The organism is Shewanella avicenniae (assembly GCF_017354945.1).
GTDB lineage: Bacteria > Pseudomonadota > Gammaproteobacteria > Enterobacterales > Shewanellaceae > Shewanella > Shewanella avicenniae.
Window position 1 is genome coordinate 1039246 of record NZ_CP071503.1, and the last position, 24750, is coordinate 1063995.

Below are 24750 nucleotides of genomic sequence, written 5' to 3' on the forward strand. Positions count from 1 at the left end.
CCCCTTTTTAGGGGTTTTCTTTTTATATTTATTTCGTTTTGTACGATCGGCTGATGTGAGTTCGATCTGTTTGGAGGTCGTGTGTTTACCTTAACCTCTGGTAACAAAAAGCTGCTGCTAAATTCGCCCAAGGTCATGGGCATTTTGAATGTTACTCCTGATTCATTTTCTGATGGTGGTAAATATTCTCAGTTCGAGCTTGCTTGCCAACACGCGGATGAGATGATTGCTGCAGGGGTCGATTTTATTGATATTGGCGGTGAGTCGACTCGCCCAGGTGCGGCAGATGTGTCTGAGCAGCAAGAGTTAGACCGTGTGGTGCCGTTGGTGGAATACGTGGTGCGTAACTCTGATGTATGGATTTCGGTCGATACCAGTAAAGCTGCGGTCATGCGCGAGTCTATCGCCAGCGGAGCACACTTAATCAATGATGTGCGCTCTTTGACTGAGCCAGGGGCTTTAGATGTTGTAGTAAAAGCACAAGTCCCCGTGTGCATAATGCATATGCAAGGGCAACCAAAGACCATGCAACATGACCCTCAATATCAGGATGTGGTGGCTGAAGTGCTGCAATACTGTCAGCAACGGACCGCTGAGTGTGTTGCTGCAGGATTAACCAAAGAGCAGGTTATCGTCGATCCGGGATTTGGCTTTGGTAAAACACTAGCGCATAATTACCGCCTATTAGCTGAACTGAATCGGTTTAGCGAGTTAAATCAACCGTTGCTTATCGGCTTGTCGCGTAAAAGTATGATTGGCAATTTGCTGCAGCGACCGGTTGAACAGCGCTTAGCGGGCAGTCTCGCCGGCGCAATGTTAGCGGCTCAGCAAGGTGCGCATATCATTCGTGTGCATGACGTGAACGAAACGATAGATGTCTTGCGTGTGCTGGCGGAAACTCAAGCTGCGGCAAGTTCATAAATAATATGATAGATAAGGGTGTTGAGTGAGTACTCGGAAATTTTTTGGTACGGATGGCATTCGCGGTAAGGTCGGCGCAGGAAAAATGACGCCAGAGCTTGCGCTTAAACTCGGCTGGGCGGCTGGGCGAGTTTTATCGCGTAATGGCACCCGTAAGGTGCTCATTGGTAAAGACACTCGTATCTCCGGCTATCTTTTTGAATCAGCGCTTGAAGCGGGCTTATCCGCCGCTGGTCTCGATGTGATGTTGATGGGGCCAATGCCTACGCCTGCGGTGGCCTATCTTACTCGCACGTTTCGTGCTGAGGCCGGAGTGGTTATCAGCGCGTCACACAATCCTTACTACGATAACGGTATCAAATTCTTTTCAGCTCATGGCACCAAGCTCGATGATGCTGTTGAGTTAGCGATAGAAGCTGAGCTTGAACGTCCGCTGCAATGTGTTGAATCTCATCTGCTAGGCAAAGTCACACGTATTAGTGATGCCGCTGGACGTTACATCGAATATTGCAAAGGCCATTTTCCTACCGATCAAACCTTAGAGGGTATGAAAATTGTGGTCGATTGCGCGCACGGCGCTACGTATCACATTGCCCCAAGCGTATTCCGCGAATTAGGTGCTGAAGTTGTCGTTATCGGTGATAAGCCGAATGGTACCAACATTAACGATAAGGTTGGCGCGACTTCAATGGCGGCTATCTGTCATACCGTCATTGCTGAAAAAGCTGATTTGGGAATCGCGTTAGATGGCGACGGCGACCGAATAATGATGGTAACCAAAGATGGCCAAGTGGTAGACGGCGATCAGATCCTTTTCATTTTAGCCAGCGACACCCATCATCGCGGTTTGTTGCGCGGCGGCGTGGTTGGTACTCAAATGTCCAACTTAGGGTTGGAGTTGGCACTGAAGGCACTCGATATTCCGTTTGCCCGTTCCAAAGTGGGTGACCGCTATGTGATGGAGCTGCTGGGTGAAAAAGATTGGCGCATCGGTGGGGAAAACTCCGGCCATATTGTTAACCTAGATCACGGAACGACAGGTGATGGTATTGTTGCGGGTATTCAAGTGCTTGCAGCGATGTGCCGCCGTAATTTAACCTTGGAACAGTTGATCGCGCCAATTAAACTGTTGCCACAAGTTTTACTTAACGTCAGCTTCGAAGGCACGCACAATCCACTTGCGGCTGAAGATGTGAAACGGGCGGTAGCCGAAGTGGAACAAAAACTCGGTCAATCTGGGCGTGTTTTGCTGCGTAAGTCGGGTACAGAACCCTTGATCCGTGTTATGGTTGAGGGCACTGATGAAGTCATCGTCAGACAGCATGCTGAGTATATTGCAGCAGCTGTGAAGCAACTTGTTTAAATAAAACGCTCAAAAATAAATCATAAAAATTAATTGGTTAAAGTCAGCTATCAGGTACGATAATGACTCTAAGCATAAAAAGTGTTCGAACGTCGTTGAAAACACAAATTTTGTTGGACCGGGTATTGTAACTTGATAACTGGTCCGCTATTATTCACGCCGCTTTCTAAGGAGATGGTCAATGGCTCTTAGACGCCCGATGGTCGCCGGTAACTGGAAAATGAATGGTAGTGCGCAGTTAGCGCAAGAGCTATTCAAGAAGTTTGCCGCCAAGCTCAATAATGACGCCGTTGAGGTTGTTTTGTGTCCTCCCACTATTTATTTAGAAAGTGTAAGGCAGCAGTTAGAAAAACACCGTGAAGCGCTTAAAGGTTCGATTGTTCGAATGGGCGCGCAAAACGTGAGTCAGCATGATTTTGGTGCTTACACAGGTGAGATTTCCGGTGGGATGTTGACCGACGTAGGTTGTAAGTATGTCATTATCGGCCATTCTGAGAGACGAAGAATGTACGGTGAGACCAGCGACGTCGTAGCAGATAAATTTGCTGCCGCCCAAAAGCATGGTTTAACGCCCATCCTGTGTGTAGGTGAGTCAGGTCCTGCTCGTGAAGCAAGACGGACATTTGAAGTCCTAGCAGAAGAGTTGGATGTAGTCATTGAAAAGAATGGCACCATGGCTTTTGATAACGCCATTATCGCTTACGAGCCGCTTTGGGCTGTAGGGACTGGTAAAAGTGCGACGCCTGAACAGGCGCAGGAAGTTCACGCGTTCATTCGCAAGCGACTTTCTGAAGTTTCGCCTTACATTGGTGAAAATATAAGAATTCTTTACGGTGGCAGTGTGACACCGAGTAACGCGGCTGATTTGTTCGCTCAACCCGATGTGGATGGTGGATTAATTGGTGGCGCAAGTTTGAACTCTACCGAGTTCTTGAGTTTGTGTGCCATAGCAACGAGCGCGTAATTATGTACCAAGTACTGATTGTAGTTTATCTGTTGGTCGCATTAGCCCTGATTGGTCTGATTCTGATCCAACAAGGTAAAGGAGCTGATATGGGTGCCTCTTTCGGTGCCGGTGCATCAGCAACTTTGTTCGGTTCTTCAGGTTCAGGTAACTTCCTGACTCGTAGTACCGCAATTTTGGCAATTTTATTCTTCATTCTGAGCTTAACGATTGGCAATTTGAGTGCTAACCACGCTAAGCAAGAAGAAGGTTGGCAGGATTTAGGTGGCGCAGCCGCAGTTCAAACAGAGCAGCAAGCACCTGAAGCACCAGCAACTCAAAAAACAGAAGAAAAAATTCCAGATTAAAACCTTTTAGCCGAGGTGGTGAAATTGGTAGACGCGCAGCCTTGAGGTGGCTGTGACCTAACGGTCGTGCGGGTTCAAGTCCCGCTCTCGGCACCATAATTAACCCTGTTTAAACTGGTTAGTTTACACAGAGTTATTGCAAGTTTTACGCTAACTAAGTAAAATTGCAGCAGTTGACGCGGGGTGGAGCAGCATGGTAGCTCGTCGGGCTCATAACCCGAAGGTCGTCGGTTCAAATCCGGCCCCCGCAACCAGCTCCAAGTGTTATCATTAGTGGTAACACTAATACAGGTTCTCGGAACAGCAACAACCTCGTATTAAACGGGGTTTTTTGTTATCTGGACCTTAGCGTTTTACTGCGATGTTCGGCAGTGTGATATTGGGGCTATATGCCCTTTTTTAGTTTCAGGAGTATTCATTTGGCAACATTGGAATCAAGACTCGAAGAGATGCTGACACCGGCGATTGAAGGTTTAGGATATCAGCTTTGGGGCATTGAATTCGTCATGGCGGGTAAACATTCTACGCTGCGTATCTATATTGATAGCGAGCAGGGTGTAAACATCGAAGATTGTGCGGCAACCAGTCGCCAAGTGGGTTCTGTGTTAGATGTTGAAGACCCCATCCCGTCGGAATACACCTTGGAAGTATCCTCTCCTGGACTCGATAGGCCGCTATTTAAAGCTGAACAATATCAACTTTATGTGGGTGAAGATGCCAAAGTGCAACTCACAATGCCTGTGGCGGGTAGCCGCAACCTGAAAGGGCAAATCACTCAGGTTGAAGGGCAGATGGTGACGCTGAAAGTAGATGGTAAGGAACTGGTCATTGCCTTGGATAACATCCGAAAAGGCAACTTGATAGCTAAATTTTGATGAATTCAAGGTGAACGAGGCAAGACATGAATAAAGAAATTTTGCTGGTCGCTGAAGCGGTATCAAACGAAAAGGCTGTACCCCGTGAGAAGATTTTCGAAGCCTTGGAAATCGCACTGGCTACCGCTACTAAGAAGAAATATGAAGGCGATATCGACGTTCGTGTATCGATTGATCGTAAGAGCGGCGACTACGAAACATTCCGTCGTTGGTTAGTGGTAGACAACCAAGGCGCATTACTCGAAAACCCATATCGTGAAATCACGTTGGAAGCAGCGCAGATTGATGCGCCGGATATCCAAGCGGGTGAGTATGTAGAAGATGAAATTGACTCTGTACAGTTTGACCGTATCACTACGCAAACTGCTAAGCAGGTTATCGTACAGAAAGTACGTGAAGCAGAGCGCGCCCAAGTCGTTGAACAATTCATCGACAAAGAAGGTGAGTTGGTGACCGGTATTGTGAAGAAGTCTAACCGCGAGAGCATCGTGGTTGATCTCGGTAACAACGCTGATGGCGTGCTGTACAAAGAAGATATTATCTCGCGCGAATCATTCCGCCCAGGCGACCGTGTACGTGCATTGCTGTACGCTGTGCGCCCAGAAGCTCGTGGCGCGCAACTGTTTTTAACTCGCACCAAGCCTGACATGCTGATTGAGCTGTTCCGTATTGAAGTACCGGAAATTGCTGATGAGATGATCGAAGTGATTGGTGCTGCTCGCGACCCAGGTAGCCGTGCAAAAATTGCGGTGAAGTCTAACGACCGCCGTATTGACCCAATCGGTGCATGTGTGGGTATGCGTGGCGCTCGCGTTCAAGCGGTAACTAATGAGCTGAGCGGTGAGCGTATTGATATTGTGCTGTGGGACGACAACCCAGCGCAATTCGTAATTAATGCCATGGCACCAGCTGATGTGGCTTCTATCGTTGTTGATGAAGATAACCATTCTATGGATATCGCGGTAGAGCCTGACAGCTTGGCACAAGCCATTGGCCGTAATGGTCAGAACGTTCGTTTGGCTACCCAACTGACAGGTTGGGAGCTGAATGTGATGACTGTCGACGATCTGAATGCTAAGCATCAAGCTGAAAGCGCCAAAGTGACTTCACTGTTTGTGAAGGCACTCGACATCGATGAAGAGTTTGCTCAAGTGTTGGCCGATGAAGGTTTCACTTCTTTGGAAGAGATTGCCTACGTACCAGCATCAGAGCTCTTGTCTATCGACGGGCTAGATGAAGATATCGTCGCAGCGTTGAGAGATCGTGCGAAAGCCGCATTGTCTACTCGCGCACTGGCCTCAGAGGAAGCGCTGGACGGAGCCCAGCCAAGTGACGAATTGCTCGGATTACCAGGACTGGATCGCCATCTTGCGTTTGTACTCGCCAGCAAAGGCGTAGCTACTCTTGAAGATTTGGCCGAGCAAGGTATTGACGACTTGATCGATATTGAAGAATTGACAGAAGAGAAAGCTGGTGAGCTGATTATGGCTGCTCGCAACATCTGTTGGTTCGGTGAAGAAGCGTAAGTCGGTCAACAGATAGGGGAGTTAACGGATGGCAGATACAACCGTACAAAAGTTGGCCAAAGAAGTTGGGAAAGACGTTGACCGTCTGATTGAACAGTTTGCAAAGGCTGGCATCACGAAACGCCAAAATGATGAAGTAACCGAAGTAGAAAAACAGCAACTGCTGGATTTTCTGACTAAGCAACATGGCGGGGATAGTGTGCCTTCAAAAATGACCTTGCAACGTAAGACTGTTTCAACACTGAGTGTCTCAGGCGCTGGTGGCCAGTCAAAAGATGTAAAAGTAGAAGTGCGTAAGAAGAAAACCTTCGTTAAACGCGATGTCGCTGAATTAGCGCGCCAAGCTGAAATTGAAGCGGAAGAGAAGGCGAAGGCGGAAGCCGAAGCTCAAGCCGCTGCAGCAGCGAAAGCAGCGGCTGACGCTAAAGCAAAAGCAGAGGCGGAAGCCAAAGCTAAGGCTGACGCAGAAGCGAAGGCAAAAGCTAAAGCGGCTCAGCCAAAAGTGGCTGAAGAAGCAAAAGCTAAGCCTGAAGAAGACGAAGAAAGTAAAGCAGAAGCTGCACGCATTAAAGCCGCTCAAGAATTAGCGGTTAAGCGTAAAGCCGATGAAGAAGCTGCTCGCGCTGCTGAAGAAGCTCGTCGCATGGCTGAAGAAAACGCCAAGCGTTGGGAGATCGAAGAGAAAGAACGTATCGAAGCTGAAAAACGCAACGATCACCATATCACTACCTCAAAAGTTGCGCGTGCAGCTGAAGATACCAGTGATATGGAAGAAGAGAAACAAGGCCGCCGTAGCCGTCATAAGAGTGCGGGTAAGAAGCGCTCTAAAGACGCTCGTCAAAGCAGCGAAGGCGGCCGTGAACGTGATATTCGCAACAAGAAAGCGGCCAAAGCCAACAAGCACGGCTTTAATAAGCCGGTTGTTGCGGTTAACCGTGACGTGCGTATTGGTGAAACCATTACCGTAGCTGACCTCGCTCAGCGTATGGCGGTAAAAGCCACTGAAATCATCAAAGCGATGATGAAGATGGGTTCAATGGTCACCATCAACCAAGTGTTGGACCAAGAAACTGCACAATTGGTTGCAGAGGAATTGGGCCACAAAGTGATTCTGGTGCGTGAAAACGAACTGGAACACGAAGTATTGGCTGACCGTGACGGTGAAGATGTCAAAGTAGAGCCACGTGCGCCAGTTGTTACCATCATGGGGCACGTTGACCACGGTAAAACCTCGCTGCTCGACTACATCCGTCGTACTAAGGTTGCTGCTGGCGAAGCCGGTGGTATTACCCAGCACATCGGTGCATATCACGTTGAAACTGACAACGGCATGATCACCTTCCTGGATACTCCAGGCCACGCTGCGTTTACCGCAATGCGTGCTCGTGGTGCGCAAGCGACCGATATCGTGGTACTGGTTGTTGCTGCAGATGACGGCGTAATGCCACAGACCATCGAAGCTATCCAACACGCAAAAGCCGGTGGTGCGCCGCTGATTGTTGCTGTGAACAAGATGGATAAGCCAGAAGCAGACGTGGATCGCGTTAAGAGCGAACTGTCACAGCACGGCGTAATGTCAGAAGAGTGGGGCGGCGAAAACATGTTCGTTTACGTCTCTGCGAAAACTGGTCAAGGCGTTGATGAACTGCTGGAAGGCATCCTGCTGGAAGCTGAAGTACTTGAACTGAAAGCAGTACGTGATGGTATGGCTGCGGGCGTAGTGGTTGAATCTAAGCTCGACAAAGGCCGTGGTCCAGTTGCTACCGTATTGGTACAAGAAGGTACTCTGCGTCAAGGCGACATCGTACTCTGTGGTCTTGAGTACGGTAAAGTGCGTGCGATGCGTGACGAAGACGGTAACGAGATTAAAGAAGCGGGTCCATCAATCCCTGTTGAGATCTTAGGTCTGTCTGGTGTGCCATCAGCAGGTGACGAAGCAACAGTAGTGAAAGACGAGCGTAAAGCGCGTGAAGTAGCCCTGTATCGTCAAGGCAAGTTCCGCGAAGTGAAGCTGGCACGTCAACAAAAAGCCAAACTGGAAAACATGTTCGCGAACATGACTGAGGGTGAAGTTCAGGAACTGAACATCATTCTGAAGGCTGACGTACAAGGTTCTCTGGAAGCAATTTCTGACTCGCTGACCAAACTGTCGACTGATGAAGTGAAAGTGAACATCATTGCCAGCGGTGTTGGTGCACTGACTGAGAACGATGCGACCTTGGCTGCTGCTTCTAACGCTATCATGGTTGGCTTCAACGTGCGTGCCGATGCACAAGCACGTAAAGTGATTGAATCAGAAAGTGTTGACCTGCGTTACTACAGCGTTATCTACGACCTGATCGATGAAGTGAAATCTGCGATGAGCGGTATGCTGTCGCCAGAATTCAAACAACAAATCATCGGTTTGGCAGAAGTACGTGATGTGTTCAAATCACCTAAGATTGGTGCAATCGCTGGTTGTATGGTTACCGAAGGTACGGTTAAACGTAGCGCGCCAATCCGCGTACTGCGTGACAACGTGGTGATCTACGAAGGTGAACTTGAATCACTGCGTCGCTTTAAAGATGACGTTAACGAAGTTCGTAACGGTACTGAATGTGGTATCGGCGTTAAGAACTATAATGACGTACGAGTAGGCGACCAAATCGAAGTATTTGAAACCGTAGAAGTGGCGCGTAGCCTCTAATTTCGGTTTTGAACCAACTTGTAGGGCGGCTAAGGCCGCCCTTGTTGATTTTAGGGGTAAATAAAATGGCAAAAGAATTTAGCCGTACCCGGCGAATTGGCCAGCAGCTACAACAAGAGCTGGCGTTCGTACTACAGCGCGATATGAAAGATCCGCGTATTGGCATGGTGACTGTGAATGATGTTGATGTGTCACGGGACCTCAGCTTTGCAAAAGTCTATGTCACACTGTTTGAAGAAGATCCTCAGGCAATTCAAGACAAGATGACCGCACTCATGAACGCTGCACCGTACGTACGTACCTTGGTGGCCGGACGTATGAAACTGCGCGTAATGCCGGAACTCAGATTCGTATACGATGCCTCTCTAGTTGAAGGTATGCGCATGTCTAACTTGGTTAGCCAAGTCATCAACGATGACAAAGCGAAGCAAGCACAATTTGGTGTTGAGCCAGATGACGAGGAACAAGAGTAATGGCAAGACGACCGAAAGGCCGTTTTATCGATGGCATTGTGTTATTGGATAAGCCTACCGGCGAGAGCTCCAATCACGCGCTGCAACAAGTGAAGCGAATTTTTAACGCTGCGAAAGCGGGTCATACCGGCGCCTTAGATCCATTAGCGACCGGTATGCTGCCTATCTGTTTGGGCGAAGCCACCAAGTTTTCGCAGCATCTGCTCGATTCTGATAAGCGTTATTTGGTCACCGCAAAACTTGGTCAGCGTACTGATACCAGTGACTCTGACGGTGAAGTGGTGCAAACCCGTGAGATAAACTTCAGCCAAGCCCAGCTTGATGCCGCCTTGGAGAGTTTTCGCGGTGATACGATGCAAACGCCATCGATGTTCTCTGCGCTCAAGTACCAAGGTCAGCCGCTGTATAAATATGCGCGTGAAGGTAAGACCGTGCCGCGTGAAGCTCGGCCTATTACGGTTTATGAGCTGAATTTTATTGGCCTTGAAGGCGACGAGCTGACGCTGGATATTCGCTGCTCTAAAGGCACCTATATTCGCACCATTATCGATGATTTAGGTGAGCAACTGGGCTGCGGCGCACACGTGATTATGTTACGCCGTACCGAGGTTGCTGATTACCCAACGGATAAAATGGTGACCCTTGAGCAATTACGGGCGATTACAGAGCAAGAAAAAGGCTCTCTAGCCGCACTATATAGTTTGCTTGATGCGCTGCTTTTGCCGATGGATACCGCAGTGGCGGATATGCCAGAGTGCCATTTGCCCGACGACGCGGTGGCGTATGTGATGCACGGTAATCCGGTCCGCTTTAACGGGCCAGCCGCCGGCACGCTGGTGCGCATTACCCACGGCGAACAGCATCAATTTATCGGCGTGGGATCTATGACCGACGATGGTCAACTTGCACCAAAACGTTTAATTGTAATGCCTGAAAAAACTGATATCTAAGCTTGCGGTAGAGAGTCAGTCACGCTATTATGCGCAACCTTCGGCTGAGTTAGTGATCGGCTGGAGTTTAATTTAGTTTATTTTTGGAGAAACTCATGTCACTAAGTACTGAACAAAAAGCAGAAATTCTGGCGAAATTTGGCCGCGGCGAAGCCGACACTGGCTCACCAGAAGTTCAAGTTGCCCTGCTGACTGCACAGATCAACCATCTGCAAGGTCACTTTAAAGAGCACAAAAAAGATCACCACTCACGTCGTGGTCTGCTGCGTATGGTAAGCGCACGTCGTAAACTGTTGGCTTATCTGAGCAAGAAAGACAACGCACGTTACGTTGCTCTGATCCAAGAACTGGGTCTGCGTCGCTAATAGCGATTCGGCACAAAAAAGGAGGCTTATGCCTCCTTTTTTGTTGGCCAAAATTTATGGATTACGACTGAACTTGGCGGCTTCTTGGTGCCAAATAGAGTTGTTCGAACTCTTCGATTGGCAACGGCTTACTGTAGTAAAAACCTTGGCCAATCACACAACCATTACTCTTTAACCAGCGCTCTTGCTGTTCGTTCTCAATCCCTTCCGCCACAATATTGAGATGCAGTTGTTTGCCAAGGGTCAGAATCGTCGACGCTATTGCATTGTCGTGGGGTAAATCAGATACAAATGCTCGGTCGATTTTCAGCGTAGTGATCGGCAGATGGCGCAGATAAGACAGTGACGAATAGCCCGTGCCAAAATCATCAACCGCAATCCCAAATCCTGCTGACTTTAACTGCTTCAGCTTGTTGATGGCTAAATCGATATCGTCCATCAGCGAGGTCTCGGTAATCTCGATTTCAATCAAACTCGGGTCGATTTGATAGCGCATGGCCATCCGTTTGATATCAGGGATGAGGCTCGCATCCGCAAACTGTTTCGAGGACACGTTACATGCCACCGTGGTGCTGGTGTTGTACAGTTTCTGCCATTTGCTCAATGATTTACAAGTTTGCTCCAATACCCAACGGCCAATCGGCACAATAATGCCAGTTTCTTCAGCAACGGGAATAAAGGTCATTGGACTGATTAAGCGACCTTCATGCTGCCAGCGGATCAGTGCTTCACAGCCCACCAGTTCGCCAGTGTGAATATCTAGTTTAGGTTGGAAGTGCAGTAAAAACTCGTTGTTGATGATGGCATCGTGCAGCGAGGCTTCGGTTCTGAGGCGCACAGCGGCTTTTTCAGTCATCTGTTGTTTAAAGAAAGACCACTGATTTGAACCGATAGCCTTGGCGTTATACATCGCCATATCGGCATGGCGAATAAGATCTTCAGGGGTTTGGCCATCATCGGGAAATAACGAAATCCCCACAGATGCGGCTGGATGCAGCGAATGGTCATCAAGCTTAATGGGCGTTTGTAGCTGTCTGATGAGTTTATCGACAAACTCTGCGGCTTCATTCGCAGAGCGTAGTTCATCATGCAAAATTACAAATTCATCACCACCAAGGCGCGCGACTGTACCGCGGTTGCCAACAAAACGACGCAGCATTAACGCTACGCGGATCAGAAACTGGTCGCCAAGCGCATGGCCAAGTGAATCGTTCACGTTTTTGAAGCGATCTAAATCGATAAACAATACACCCAATTGTTGATTACTGGCTTTGGCCCGTTGAATGGCTACGGCAATGGTTTCTAACAGTAAGGTGCGGTTGGGCAGGCCAGTTAAGCTGTCTCGGGTAGCCAGTTTGCGCAGTTTGTTTTGGGTTTGGGTAAACTCCATCAAAATTTGATTCAGCTTGGTGGTGACTATGCCAAGTTCATCATCTTCATGATTGCTAAACGTGGGCAATAGGTGATTGTCGGGTGACTCTGGGTCAATGCGATCAATGGCTTCGCCAATTTTGGCAATCGGCTGGGTTAAGAAACGATGGAAAATAAACGACAACACTAAGGTGATAAACAGTGCGCGCGCCAATGTGGCGAAAAAGCTCATCTGTAGCTGGCTGAACAGGGCTTTGGCCAAGTCCCGTGTATCGTAGTCAATATAGAGCGTACCAATATGTTGCGGCTTTTTATTGATGGACGACTCGGGTGGATTATACAGATCGCGCGATACCTGTTTCAGCGGCCCGAACAGCCTGCTGCCAATTGCTAGGTAGATGTCTGCGGTTTCATCGACACGATTATCTAAATTGACGAATTTTTCGCTGTTATCCAACAGCACTTTAGCACTGGCGATATAGTCTACATTTAGAATGCCTTCGAGCGTTTGTTCTGCCAACGCTCTATCAAAGGCCCATACGGCGCTCTCTAACGGGTGTTCAACCGAATCTAACAATTCCTGCTGCGCATTTTCCAACGTCTCAGTTTGTACTTTTACCAGCATCAGTACTTCAACGATAAAGATGGCAAAGGCAAAAAAAAGCGCTGTCATTACCACGAGTACTGTTTGTTTGAATGTGAGTGATTTAAAACGCGTTTTTCTCATCTAAACCATTCCAATGTGTGAGATTTCGGCTCATGACTCTAAGATTAGTCTAAATATTCCAGTTAAGTTGTCTGTAAAGATCTATTTTAAAAAAATTCTCCGGCCGCAAAGTTATGCAATCGCTTTATTCAGATAGAAGCATTGCTGTATACTTACGCGCGAAAATTAAGGTTATTAATTAAGGAATGGGTCACGTGAATCCAATAGTTAAGAGTTTTGAGTATGGTCAGCATACTGTCACCCTGGAAACAGGTGTTATCGCACGTCAAGCCGATGCAGCCGTTATGGCCAGCATGGGCGACACCACAGTTTTGGTAACGGTTGTCGGTAAAAAAGATGCAGATCCTGGCCGTGACTTCTTCCCTCTTACAGTGAATTATCAGGAAAAAACTTACGCAGCGGGTAAGATTCCGGGTGGTTTCTTTAAGCGAGAAGGACGTCCATCAGAAGATGAAACTTTGATCGCCCGCCTTATCGACCGTCCTATCCGTCCACTTTTCCCTGATGGTTTCACCAACGAAGTTCAGGTTATCGTGACTGTAGTTTCGGTTGATCCACAGATTGAGCCAGACATTGTTGCAATGATTGGTACATCTGCTGCGTTGGCTATTTCTGGTATTCCATTTAACGGTCCTCTGGGCGCTGCCCGTGTAGGTTACGTGAATGGTGAATACATCCTCAACCCAGGTGCAGAAGCGCTGGTCAACAGCCAACTGGATTTGGTGGTTGCGGGTACTCAAGCTGCGGTTCTGATGGTTGAATCAGAAGCAAAAGTACTGGCAGAAGAAGTGATGTTGGGTGCTGTTGTTTATGGTCACGATCAACAACAAGTTGTGATCAACGCGATTAACGAGTTCAAAGCCGAAGCCGGTAAACCAGCTTGGAATTGGACTGCACCAGCGAAAAACGAAACCTTGGCTGAAAAAGTGAAAGCCGCTGCTGAAGCTGGTTTGACTGAAGCATACCAAATCACTGCTAAGCAAGAGCGCTATGCTGCTGTTGCTGATGTGAAGAAAGCTGCCATCGAGCAACTGTTGGCTGCAGATCCAGAACTGGATACGCAAGAAGCTGACAACCTGCTGGGTAGCTTGGAAAAAGCAGTTGTACGTAGCCGTATCATCAAAGGTATGCCACGTATCGACGGTCGTGAACCTGATATGATACGTGCGCTGAGCGTGATGGCGGGCGTATTGCCACGTACTCACGGTAGTGCATTGTTCACTCGTGGTGAAACCCAAGCACTGGTAACCTGTACGCTGGGTACTGAGCGTGATGCGCAAAAAATCGACTCTATCATGGGCGAGCGCACCAACCGCTTTATGCTGCACTACAACTTCCCTCCATATTCAGTAGGTGAAACCGGCATGGTTGGTTCACCAAAACGTCGTGAAATCGGTCACGGCAAACTGGCATGGCGTGGTGTGAATGCAGTAATGCCTTCTGCTGAAGAGTTCCCATACTCAGTACGTGTGGTATCAGAAATCACTGAATCTAACGGTTCAAGCTCTATGGCTTCTGTATGTGGTACTTCACTGGCACTGATGGATGCGGGTGTACCTATCAAGACTTCTGTTGCGGGTATCGCAATGGGCTTGGTGAAAGAAGGTGATGACTTTGTAGTACTGTCTGACATTCTGGGTGATGAAGATCACCTGGGCGACATGGACTTCAAAGTAGCCGGTACTCGCGATGGTGTGACTGCACTGCAGATGGACATCAAGATCGAAGGTATCACCAAAGAGATCATGGAGATTGCACTGCGCCAAGCTTATGGTGCCCGTGTCCATATCCTGAACGTGATGGATCAAGCGATCAACACTGCGCGTTCTGAAATCTCTGAACATGCTCCACGTATCACTACTATCAAGATCAATCCAGAAAAAATCCGTGATGTTATCGGTAAAGGCGGCGCTACTATTCGTGCACTGACTGAAGAAACCGGTACCACCATTGAGCTGGAAGACGACGGTACTGTGAAGATCGCTTCAAGCAATGGCGAAGCCACCAAAGAAGCTATCCGCCGCATCGAAGAGATCACTGCTGAAGTTGAAGTGGGTCGTGTTTACAAAGGTAAGGTTATCCGTATCGTTGATTTCGGTGCGTTCGTTAACATTCTTCCGGGTAAAGATGGTCTGGTACACATCTCGCAAATCTCTGATGAGCGTGTAGCTAACGTGTCTGATCACTTAGAACTGAACCAAGAAGTTGAAGTGAAAGTGATGGAAGTTGACCGTCAAGGCCGTGTACGTCTGTCGATCAAAGAAGCTAAGCCAGCTGGCGCTGCTGAATAAGCACTTGCCAACAAGTGACAAGAGGAGATCTGCGGATCTCCTTTTTTATTGCCGCAGTAAAATATTCTCATCGCACTCGGCGGCAATATTGGCGGGCTGCGGCAGCAGTTGATAATATAAATGCTTATACGCAATAAAAAGGATTGGGAAATGAGCGGGAAAGTGCGTGCCGTATTGATGGCACTGATCGCTGGGTCTGGGCTGTTATTGGGCGGTTGTGCCACCACAGCCAAGAATGAGGTGCAAGGACAACTGCTGGTCGCGCCTGTCTTAAATGACTACAAACTAGAAATGACCTTGGCCAAGCTCAATGAAATTCTTGTCTCCGCTAAGTTAACCGACGAGCAACGCGCACGGTTTATCTATGAGCGCGGCGTGATATATGACCGTCTTGGTTTGCGACTCAATGCTCGTATTCAATTTCATCAAGCTCTGTCGATCAAGCCTGATCTCGCCGATGCCTACAATTTCATGGGGATCTATTTAACCCAAGAAGGCAATTACGAAAGTGCTTACGAGGCATTTGACTCAGTGCTAGAGCTGATCCCCGATTATGACTACGCCTATCTCAACCGTGGCATAGCGCTGTATTACGCCGGAATGCCCGAATTGGCCACGCGTGATATGACCACGTTTTATCAGCAAGATCCGCAAGATGGTTATCGCGTTTTATGGCTCTACCTCGCTCAAACCGAAGTCGATGCGGCGAAAGCTAAGTTAGCGCTGCAAAAAAATCGTACTGGATTGGCGGGGGATGTGTGGGCGACCGTAATTGTAGATTATCTGTTGGGACGCCATTCCGATGCGGAGTTGTTGGCGCTGGCAAAGCAAAAACTGACACAGCCGCGAGAATATATTGAGCGTTTGTGCGAAGCCTATTTCTATATGGCCAAGGCGGCGATTGCTCAGCAGAAAAACGACAAAGCGGCGCAGTATTTACGTTTGACCCTCGCGACCAACATCTTTGATTTTGTGGAATATCGCTATGCTCGCGTCGAACTGAGTCGATTGCTGAAAACTGATCAGGACGCTGAATTTGAAACACAACCCGCCAAGCAGTAATCGCTGGGCGTTGGCTATACCGAGCCAGTTCATTAGGCACAGTGCGACATGAAAATTTTCTATCTCCACGGACTTGGCTCTAGCGGCCAAGCCTCCACCGCCACCGGGCTCGCCCAAGCTGGCTTTGAAGTGATTGCGCCAGATTATCAGCCAGAGTTATTCAATCTGAGTTTGGCAACGCAGTGGCCGTTAGTGGAACGCTGTCAGCCATCCGCCATTGTGGGCACGTCAATGGGCGCTTACTACGCGCTGAAACTGGCCGAGCGTTTTGAAATCCCGGTGGTGGCCGTTAATGCCTGCTATGAGCCCGGCAGATTATTGGCAAAATACCTCAATGAACCGGCAATGAACTTTCAAACCCAAGCGCCTATTCCGTTCACTGCGCAGATGTTAGCTCAGTTCCAGCCGCTAAATCCAAGTCGAATCCTCAAGCCAAAAATTCTGATTGGTGATGCCGATGAGGTTATACCCGCAGACTATCAGCAAACCTTCTGCCGCGCTAAGGGCTGGCAGTGGCAAAGCGTAGATTGGGGCCATCGAGTTGGCGATTGTGCATTACTGGCGCAGATTATTCACGCACATGTCGCCACGTATGGCTAACTTATCAGTGTCATTAAGCGCGAATTCGTGCTCGCTTTGACCTGAGAATGGGTTTTACTTGGCTTGTTAGATTGTTTCTGCGGCGCAGATCAGCGAAAATACCGCACTTTAAAATTGTATGTGTCTGAAGCGAGCCCACGCTAGGCGTGTTGAGTCCTCGCTTCCTGTCTAACAGAAGATTGTTAATCCATGTCGAACTCAGCCATCGCCACAGAAATCGGTAAACGCCGAACTTTCGCTATTATCTCGCACCCCGACGCCGGTAAAACCACCATTACCGAAAAAGTACTGCTGCACGGACACATGATCCAACAAGCTGGTACGGTGAAAGGACGCGGCTCTAGTCATCACGCCAAGTCTGACTGGATGGAGATGGAAAAAGAGCGTGGTATTTCGGTCACTACCTCAGTGATGCAGTTCCCGTATAACGACTGTTTGGTCAACCTGCTGGATACCCCAGGCCACGAAGACTTCTCGGAAGATACCTATCGTACCCTGACCGCAGTAGATTCCTGTTTGATGGTGATCGACGCCGCTAAAGGTGTGGAAGACCGTACGCGCAAATTGATGGAAGTGACCCGTCTGCGTGACACCCCAATCGTCACCTTCATGAACAAATTGGACCGTGATATTCGCGATCCAATGGAGCTGCTCGATGAAGTGGAAGGCGAGCTCAACATGATGTGCGCGCCAATCAGCTGGCCGATTGGTTGTGGTAAATCGTTCAAGGGCGTGTATCACTTGCACCGTGATGAGACCATTTTGTATCAAACTGGTCACGGCCATATCATTCAAGAAGTCCGCATTATCAAAGGCTTGAATAACCCAGAACTGGATGTGGCGGTGGGCAGCGATCTGGCAGCGCAATTGCGTGATGAGCTGGAGTTGGTGCAAGGTGCTTCCAACGAATTCGATTTAGAGCTGTTTTTAAATGGTGAATTGACGCCGGTATTCTTCGGTACTGCATTGGGTAACTTTGGTGTTGACCATATGCTGGATGGTTTGACCGCTTGGGCGCCTGCACCGCAACCACGTGAAGCTGAAACTCGCACCATTGAAGCAACCGATGAAAAGTTCAGTGGTTTTGTGTTTAAAATCCAAGCCAACATGGATCCTAAACACCGTGACCGTATCGCCTTTATGCGGGTGGTTTCGGGTAAATACACCCAAGGCATGAAGATGAAGCACGTACGTATTGGTAAAACCGTCAGTATTTCTGATGCGGTTACCTTTATGGCCGGCGACCGTGAACGTGCTGAGGAAGCCTATGCCGGCGATATCATCGGCTTGCACAACCACGGCACTATCCAAATTGGTGATACCTTCACGCAGAACGAAGATATCAAATTCACCGGTATTCCTAACTTTGCGCCAGAGATGTTCCGTCGTATTCGTTTGAAAGACCCGTTGAAACAAAAGCAGTTGCTCAAAGGTTTGGTGCAGTTATCAGAAGAAGGCGCGGTACAGGTGTTCCGCCCGCTGGAAAGCAACGACTTGATCGTTGGCGCTGTGGGTGTGCTGCAGTTTGAAGTGGTGGTGGCTCGTCTTAAATCTGAATACAACGTTGAAGCTATCTACGAAGCGATTAACGTGGCAACTGCGCGCTGGGTATACTGCAAAGATGCCAAGAAAATGGACGAATTCCAACGTAAATGCTCAACCAACTTGGCGCTCGATGGCGGTGACAACCTGACCTATATCGCACCAACAATGGTTAACCTTAGCTTATCGATGGAGCGTTACCCTGATATTGAGTTCGCCAAGACCCGCGAACATTAATTCAGCACAGCAAGTTTGCTAAATCGGCAGAAGCTTGTTAAAAAAGCGGAGTAACTACTCCGCTTTTTTGTGCCGGAAATTCTATGAATCATTTAGTTGGCTTTATCAAACGCGCATGGCAAGGCTACACCGGTTGGTGTGACAAGATGGGACTGACCGAAGAAAACCGTCGTTGCTGCATGCCGCGCCTATATGATCCCCCATTGGACAAAGCCGCAAATAATCCTACGACAGACACTCAGGCCAAAGAGCCGCAGCAGTGATGCTTCACTCAGATGGATATGAAAGACGGATTCGATCGTCATGCAACTGACCGATAGCCACGCTCACCTTGATCTCGCCGAGTTTGCGGCGGATCGTGCTGAACTCTGGCAGCAGATGCAGCAACAGGGGATTTCACGGCTAATTTTGCCTGGGATTGCGCCTGAGCAATGGCCATCCATGCAGGCCATTGCTGCACAGTATCAATGGCAATACGCCTTGGGCATACATCCTTGGTATCTACCAGATGATCAAACTGCCGCAATTGCACAACTCAACCAACAGTTGCAGCAAGCTCAAGGTGACCCGTTATTAATTGCGGTTGGCGAGTGTGGATTAGATAAACTGCGTGCCAAACGAATGCAGCACAGCGATGAGCACAACTGGCATCGGCAGCTGAGTTTATTCACCGCGCAGCTGGCGTTAGCGCAACAATTCTCGTTACCGTTAATTGTGCATGCGGTGCAATGCCACGGTGATATGCTGCAAATACTGCAACAGGAAAGGCTTAGGCGTGGCGGCGTGATTCACGGCTTCAGTGGCAGTATTGAAGTGGCGTTGCAATATTGGCAGCTGGGTTTTCGCGTTGGCATCGGCGGTTTAGTGTTAAATCCCGAGGCAAAAAAGTTGCGTGATGCGGTCGCGCAACTGCCAGTAGCCGCAATATTGCTTGAAACTGACTCGCCAGATATGGCGCCTAAATGTCTCGATGGCGCGCGCAATACCCCGCTGACGCTGACGGCGGTGGTGGCCGAGGTCGCCAAATTAACAAATTTATCGGTTGTTCAGTTAGCAGAACAACTAGAACTCAATCGAGTTCAATTATTTGAGTGCTAAACAGTTTTCACTAAACGCCATTGTTGTTTGAAATAAAATGCTGTAACTCAATGAAAAACAACTGTAAAAAGTCGTGTTAGCAAGGCGATTTAAGGAGTGCCGTTCGCTATAATGCGCGCGGGTCTGGGCGGGAACGCCATAAAAGAACTAAAAAAGGGTAATGATTAATGAGCGTCGTCATGAGTTTAGTAGGCATTGTGGTCCTACTAGCGATAGCGTTTTTGCTGTCCGCGAACCGAAAAGCAATCAATTTCCGTACTGTAGGCGGCGCGTTTGCCATTCAGGCGATATTTGGTGGCTTCGTCCTCTATGTACCTATCGGTAAAGATATTCTCAAAGGAGTATCTGACGCAGTTTCTAGCGTTATCCAAAAAGCTAACGTGGGCATCGAGTTCCTGTTTGGCGGTTTAGCGCAGTTCAAGCTGGGCTTTATCTTCGTTATCCACGTGTTGCCCGTCATAGTGTTTTTCTCTTCGCTGATCGCGGTGCTGTATTACCTCGGCATTATGCAGTGGGTGATCCGTATTATTGGTGGCGCACTGCAGAAAGCCTTGGGCACTAGCCGCACCGAGTCAATGTCAGCCACCGCCAATATCTTTGTGGGTCAAACCGAAGCGCCGATGGTAGTGCGTCCGTTTATCCCTACCATGACTGAATCTGAACTGTTTGCCATTATGGTGGGCGGCATGGCGTCGATTGCTGGTTCGGTAATGGCCGGTTATGCGCAGATGGGCGTACCGATGGAATACTTGGTGGCGGCCTCATTTATGGCGGCACCCGGTGGCTTGTTGATGGCTAAAATTTTCCATCCAGAAACCGACAGCACCAAAGATGATGTGGAAGAGCTGCAAGATGATCCCGACAAGCCGGCTAACGTACTCGATGCGGCGGCTTCAGGCGCGTCATCTGGCATGCAGTTAGCGTTGAACGTTGGCGCTATGTTGCTGGCATTTATCGCTTTGATTGCGTTAATCAATTCCATTATCGGCAGTATTGGTGGCCTGTTTGGTTATGGCGATGCCGCGTTGCAACAAGCGTTTATGGCATTGCAAAGTGCGTCGGCAGTATCACCAGAACTGACCTCTGCCTTTAACGGTAGCGTGGCTGAATTGGCCAAGCAGGCGCATGTCAGTGTCGCGAATCTGGCGATTGTGGATATCGATCGGCAATTGGTTGCTGCCCAAATTGGGCAATTGAGTGCTCAACCGCAACTCGCAGATGCAGCTAATGCGGTGGTGCTTGCTGCTAATGACCAAATCTCACTTGAGCTTATTCTTGGCTATATCTTTATGCCGCTGGCATGGTTGATTGGCGTACCGTGGAATGAAGCGATGTTAGCCGGTTCGTTTATCGGCCAGAAAATCATTGTGAACGAGTTTGTTGCTTACTCTAACTTTGCCCCCTATCTGAAGGACGTGCTTGATGGTGGCAAGCTGGTGGCGGAAACCGGTCTGGTGATGACAGATAAAACCAAAGCGATCATTTCGTTTGCGCTGTGTGGTTTTGCGAACTTGTCCTCTATTGCGATTTTGCTCGGTGGTTTGGGCGCGATGGCACCGAATCGCCGTCATGATTTAGCCCGTCTGGGGATGCGTGCCGTGATTGCTGGTTCATTGGCGAACCTGATGAGTGCCACGATTGCCGGCTTGTTTGTCTCAATCGCCTAAGGCTTGTCACGCAAATGCAATTAAACCCGGCTAAGCTGCCGGGTTTTGTTTTTTGGTGCTAACACTAAGTGAAGGCGATTGTTTTTCAATTGTTCATAATATTTGAACGGCGGTTCTAGATTTGATGTTAATGCGGGGTTATCATTGGCGCCGCATTTAAGTGTTCAGACCCATGCGTGTGGTTGCGGTATGGGTCTGAATATTTTGATAACAGCATAGGTGAGGGCGATGGCCCCAACGCCTTTTGTGGAGACAACAGAATGATGGATTTGCAACACGCCGCCAAACTGGCGATCAGCTTAATGGATTTAACCACGCTTAATGATGACGATACCGATCAGCGAGTGATCGACTTATGTCATAAAGCGAAAACCCCTGCGGGTAATACCGCCGCGGTTTGCGTGTATCCTCGTTTTGTGCCAATTGCTCGCAAAACCTTGGCTGCGATTGGCGCCGGCAGCGTGCGTATTGCGACCGTCACTAACTTTCCACATGGCAATGACGATGTTGAACTTGCGGTATTGGAAACACGTGCCGCCGTCGCCTATGGCGCTGATGAAGTCGATGTAGTGTTCCCCTACAAAGCGTTTATGGCTGGCAATGAAACCATCGGTTTTGAGCTGGTGAAGGCTTGTAAAGCCGCTTGTGGCGACAGCGCACTGCTGAAAGTCATTATCGAGTCTGGCGAGCTGAAAGACCCTGCGCTTATCCGTAAAGCGTCTGAAATAGCCATTGACGCTGGTGCGGACTTTATCAAAACCTCTACCGGTAAGGTGCCTGTAAACGCCACCATTGAAGCGGCAGAAATCATGCTGACGGTGATCAGCGAGAAAAACCGCAACGTGGGCTTTAAGCCAGCCGGTGGCGTGCGTGATGCAGCACAAGCGGCGGAATTCTTAGGTGCAGCAAACCGCATCTTGGGTGACGACTGGGTTGATGCGCGTCATTTCCGCTTCGGTGCTTCAAGTTTGCTGAACAACTTGCTGCACACGCTGGAACTGTCAGCAGCGCCTGCTGAAAGCAAAGGCTACTAAGCTGCGGATACGTTGATGTTTTTAGCGCAAGAGATTATCCGCAAGAAGCGTAACGGCGAGGTACTAAGTCATGCCGAGATTGGCTTCTTGGTGAATGGTGTTACCGACGGCAGTCTCAGCGATGGCCAAATCGCCGCGTTTGCTATGGCCACCTATTTCCAAGGCATGACGATGGATGAGCGGGTTGCGCTCACCTGTGCCATGCGCGATTCGGGCGATGTGCTCAGCTGGGACAACTGTGGTTTTGATGGCCCAGTGCTGGATAAACACAGCACCGGCGGCGTGGGTGATGTCACCAGTTTAATGCTCGGCCCTTTAGTAGCTGCCTGCGGCGGTTATGTGCCGATGATTTCTGGCCGTGGTCTTGGCCATACCGGCGGTACACTGGATAAACTCGACGCGATTCCCGGTTATCAAACCAGTGTTAGCAGCGCCCAATTTGCCAAGGTTGTGCGCGAAGCCGGTGTGGCGATTGTGGGGCAGACTGCGTCCTTGGTGCCTGCGGATAAACGCTTTTACGCGATTCGCGATAACACCGCCACTGTAGAATCTATGGGGCTAATTACCGCCTCAATTTTATCAAAAAAACTTGCCTGTAGCCTCGATGCGCTGGTGATGGACGTCAAAGTCGGCTCGGGTGCGTTTATGCCGACTTTTGAAGACTCCAAAGCCCTTGCGGAATCGATCGTGACTGTTGCTAATGGCGCAGGTACTCGTACAGCCGCACTACTCACCGACATGAACCAACTGCTGGCCTCTGCTGCGGGGAATGCCCTGGAAGTAAGCGAAGCCGTGTGTTTTTTACGGGGTGAAAACCGTAATCAACGTTTGCATGAAGTCACCATGGCGCTCGCCGCCGAGCTGTTACTGCAAGGAAAGCTGGTTGACTCGATTGATGCGGCACAGCAAAAGCTGCAACATGCACTCGCCTCGGGGGCTGCGGCAGAACGCTTTGGCCGTATGGTGCATGGATTGGGCGGTCCTGCTGATTTTGTGGATCACTATTCGCGTTATTTGGCTACTGCTGAGGTGATTAAGCCAGTCTATGCCGCGCAGGTGGGCATAGTGCAGCAAATGGATACTCGCGCGATAGGTATGGCTGTGGTCGCACTGGGTGGTGGCCGTTGCCAAAGTGGCGATGCACTGGATTATCGGGTCGGTTTGAGTCATGTCAGCCAGCTGGGTGATTGCGTCGATGCCGATACACCACTTGCCGTGATTCACGCTAAATCAGCAACCGATTATGCTGTGGCGGCAACTGCCATCCAGCAGGCGATCCAGATTGGTGATATTGCACCAGCGTCATTACCTCAGATTTACCAAACGATTCGCTCAGAAGGGAACTAAAGATGCGCAAGGAGCTAACGCGATGAAGCGTTGTATTATTCTTATGCTGGATTCTTTCGGGATTGGTGCCAGCGCCGATGCGGCTAAGTTTGGCGATGAAGGCGCTGATACCTTTGGTCATATCGCCGCCGAATGTGCGGCAGGCCGAGGTGATAACGCCGAGCGCTGTGGCGCGCTCAAGCTGCCTAATCTTGCCAAGCTCGGTTTGGCACACGCTGCTAAAGAAAGCACCGGTGAATTCCCAGCAGGTTTTGCGGATAACATTGAGGTTATCGGCGCCTATGGTCATGCCGCTGAACTGAGTTCAGGCAAAGACACGCCAAGCGGTCACTGGGAGATGGCGGGTGTGCCAGTGTTGTATGACTGGGGTTATTTCGCCGAGAAAATTAATTCATTCCCCAAAGAGTTAACCGATGAAATTCTGCGCCGCGCAGAGTTACCCGGTTTTTTAGGTAACTGCCATGCGTCGGGCACGGTGATTTTGGATGAGCTCGGTGAGCAGCATATGCAAACAGGCTGGCCTATCTTTTACACCTCGGCCGATTCGGTGTTCCAAATCGCTTGTCATGAGGACACCTTTGGCCTTGAAAAGCTTTATCGCCTGTGCGAAATCGCTCGCGAAGTGTTAGCGCCTTATAACATTGGTCGGGTGATTGCGCGGCCGTTTGTGGGCAGTGGTAAAGGCCAATTTGAACGCACCGGTAATCGTCATGACTATGCGGTCGAGCCGCCAGCCAAAACCGTGCTGGATAAACTCAAAGCCGCAGGCGGCAATGTTATCAGTATCGGTAAAATTGCCGATATTTATGCAAACTGTGGCATCACCGCTAAAGTTAACGCAACAGGACTGGCTGAGTTATTTGACGCGACATTAGCCCAAGTCAGTCAGGCGCAAGCTAACAGTATTATCTTTACCAACTTTGTCGATTTTGATTCGCAGTTTGGCCATCGACGCGATGTTGCTGGCTATGCAGCAGCATTAGAATATTTTGACTGCCGTTTGCCTGAGTTACTTGCTCAATTGCAGCCGGACGATTTACTGATTTTAACCGCCGATCATGGCTGTGATCCCACTTGGGTTGGCACAGATCATACTCGCGAACACGTACCAGTGTTAGCGTATGGCGCAGGTTTAACCGCAGGCTCTTTGGGGCTGCGTAATACATTTGCTGATATCGGCCAATCGGTAGCAGCGTATTTCAACTTGGAGCAAATGGACTATGGCTCCTCCTTTTTAACGCGCTGATTTCACTGACACTCACAGCCGGTAAAAAGACACTACGACAGATTTAACTTTAATGAGG

Annotated in this window: 21 protein-coding genes, 2 tRNA genes and 1 pseudogene; 23 read left to right on the forward strand and 1 reads right to left on the reverse strand. The window is 49.2% G+C overall.

Annotated elements, in window-relative coordinates; translation table 11 throughout:
• The first annotated feature begins 81 nt into the window (after positions 1–81).
• The 12 genes from folP (at position 82) to rpsO (ending at position 10470) form a co-directional block, all read left to right on the forward strand.
• Positions 82–921: a dihydropteroate synthase gene (gene folP, locus JYB87_RS04480; RefSeq protein WP_207355714.1), complete on the forward strand. Its 840-nt coding sequence runs from the start codon at positions 82–84 to the stop codon at positions 919–921.
• Between the two features lie 25 nt (positions 922–946).
• The gene (gene glmM / locus JYB87_RS04485; RefSeq protein ID WP_207355715.1) at positions 947–2284 is read left to right on the forward strand and encodes a phosphoglucosamine mutase; all 1338 of its coding nucleotides are present in this window, start codon (positions 947–949) and stop codon (positions 2282–2284) included.
• A 181-nt stretch (positions 2285–2465) separates the two neighbouring features.
• Positions 2466–3248, forward strand: coding sequence for a triose-phosphate isomerase (gene tpiA, locus JYB87_RS04490; RefSeq protein ID WP_207355716.1), 783 nt, complete (start codon positions 2466–2468; stop codon positions 3246–3248).
• Between the two features lie 2 nt (positions 3249–3250).
• Entirely contained in the window at positions 3251–3595 is a 345-nt protein-coding gene (gene secG / locus JYB87_RS04495) for a preprotein translocase subunit SecG (RefSeq protein WP_207355717.1), read from the forward strand.
• A 9-nt stretch (positions 3596–3604) separates the two neighbouring features.
• Positions 3605–3691, forward strand: a tRNA-Leu gene (locus JYB87_RS04500).
• Positions 3692–3772: 81 nt separating this feature from the next.
• Positions 3773–3849: transfer RNA gene (locus JYB87_RS04505), tRNA-Met, on the forward strand.
• Between the two features lie 165 nt (positions 3850–4014).
• Entirely contained in the window at positions 4015–4470 is a 456-nt protein-coding gene (rimP, locus tag JYB87_RS04510; protein ID WP_207355718.1) for a ribosome maturation factor RimP, read from the forward strand.
• Positions 4471–4496: 26 nt separating this feature from the next.
• Positions 4497–5996 carry a transcription termination factor NusA gene (gene nusA, locus JYB87_RS04515; RefSeq protein ID WP_207355719.1) on the forward strand — a complete coding sequence of 500 codons (1500 nt, stop codon included), beginning with the start codon at positions 4497–4499 and terminating at the stop codon, positions 5994–5996.
• 28 nt (positions 5997–6024) lie between these two features.
• Entirely contained in the window at positions 6025–8682 is a 2658-nt protein-coding gene (gene infB, locus JYB87_RS04520; RefSeq protein WP_207355720.1) for a translation initiation factor IF-2, read from the forward strand.
• Positions 8683–8747: 65 nt separating this feature from the next.
• Positions 8748–9155 carry a 30S ribosome-binding factor RbfA gene (rbfA, locus tag JYB87_RS04525; protein WP_207355721.1) on the forward strand — a complete coding sequence of 136 codons (408 nt, stop codon included), beginning with the start codon at positions 8748–8750 and terminating at the stop codon, positions 9153–9155.
• Positions 9155–10105: a tRNA pseudouridine(55) synthase TruB gene (truB, locus tag JYB87_RS04530; protein ID WP_207355722.1), complete on the forward strand. Its 951-nt coding sequence runs from the start codon at positions 9155–9157 to the stop codon at positions 10103–10105. Before rbfA ends, truB begins: the two co-directional genes overlap by 1 nt.
• A 95-nt stretch (positions 10106–10200) precedes the next feature.
• The gene (rpsO, locus tag JYB87_RS04535) at positions 10201–10470 is read left to right on the forward strand and encodes a 30S ribosomal protein S15 (RefSeq protein ID WP_207355723.1); all 270 of its coding nucleotides are present in this window, start codon (positions 10201–10203) and stop codon (positions 10468–10470) included.
• Positions 10471–10531: 61 nt separating this feature from the next.
• Here rpsO and JYB87_RS04540 read toward each other — a convergent pair whose 3' ends face one another.
• Complete coding sequence (locus tag JYB87_RS04540) at positions 10532–12514, reverse strand: bifunctional diguanylate cyclase/phosphodiesterase (RefSeq protein ID WP_407695830.1); 1983 nt, start codon at positions 12512–12514, stop codon at positions 10532–10534.
• 248 nt (positions 12515–12762) lie between these two features.
• Between JYB87_RS04540 and pnp the strand changes: the two genes are divergently transcribed.
• The 11 genes and pseudogenes from pnp (at position 12763) to JYB87_RS04590 (ending at position 24692) form a co-directional block, all read left to right on the forward strand.
• Positions 12763–14859, forward strand: coding sequence for a polyribonucleotide nucleotidyltransferase (gene pnp, locus JYB87_RS04545; protein WP_207355725.1), 2097 nt, complete (start codon positions 12763–12765; stop codon positions 14857–14859).
• A gap of 150 nt (positions 14860–15009) precedes the next feature.
• Positions 15010–15921 (forward strand): lipoprotein NlpI, encoded by a 912-nt coding sequence (nlpI, locus tag JYB87_RS04550; RefSeq protein WP_207355726.1) that lies wholly within the window; start codon positions 15010–15012, stop codon positions 15919–15921.
• A 48-nt stretch (positions 15922–15969) separates the two neighbouring features.
• On the forward strand, positions 15970–16521 hold the full coding sequence (locus JYB87_RS04555; RefSeq protein WP_207355727.1) for a YqiA/YcfP family alpha/beta fold hydrolase: 552 nt from the start codon (positions 15970–15972) through the stop codon (positions 16519–16521).
• 189 nt (positions 16522–16710) lie between these two features.
• A complete protein-coding gene (gene prfC / locus JYB87_RS04560; protein WP_207355728.1) occupies positions 16711–18300 on the forward strand; it encodes a peptide chain release factor 3 in 1590 nt (529 codons plus the stop codon).
• A gap of 83 nt (positions 18301–18383) precedes the next feature.
• A complete protein-coding gene (locus tag JYB87_RS04565; protein WP_207355729.1) occupies positions 18384–18563 on the forward strand; it encodes a DUF5363 family protein in 180 nt (59 codons plus the stop codon).
• Positions 18564–18603: 40 nt separating this feature from the next.
• Positions 18604–19398 (forward strand): TatD family hydrolase, encoded by a 795-nt coding sequence (locus JYB87_RS04570; RefSeq protein ID WP_207355730.1) that lies wholly within the window; start codon positions 18604–18606, stop codon positions 19396–19398.
• Positions 19399–19577: 179 nt separating this feature from the next.
• Positions 19578–19796 (forward strand): annotated as a pseudogene (locus JYB87_RS18875) (Na+ dependent nucleoside transporter N-terminal domain-containing protein); the annotation flags it as partial.
• Positions 19779–21065, forward strand: a complete 1287-nt coding sequence (locus JYB87_RS04575; RefSeq protein WP_456114977.1) for a NupC/NupG family nucleoside CNT transporter — start codon at positions 19779–19781, stop codon at positions 21063–21065. The pseudogene JYB87_RS18875 and the gene JYB87_RS04575, both read left to right, overlap by 18 nt.
• A gap of 260 nt (positions 21066–21325) precedes the next feature.
• The gene (gene deoC, locus JYB87_RS04580; protein WP_207355732.1) at positions 21326–22099 is read left to right on the forward strand and encodes a deoxyribose-phosphate aldolase; all 774 of its coding nucleotides are present in this window, start codon (positions 21326–21328) and stop codon (positions 22097–22099) included.
• A gap of 15 nt (positions 22100–22114) precedes the next feature.
• Positions 22115–23446 carry a thymidine phosphorylase gene (gene deoA / locus JYB87_RS04585; RefSeq protein WP_207355733.1) on the forward strand — a complete coding sequence of 444 codons (1332 nt, stop codon included), beginning with the start codon at positions 22115–22117 and terminating at the stop codon, positions 23444–23446.
• A gap of 22 nt (positions 23447–23468) precedes the next feature.
• Positions 23469–24692, forward strand: a complete 1224-nt coding sequence (locus JYB87_RS04590; protein ID WP_207355734.1) for a phosphopentomutase — start codon at positions 23469–23471, stop codon at positions 24690–24692.
• Positions 24693–24750 lie beyond the last annotated feature (58 nt).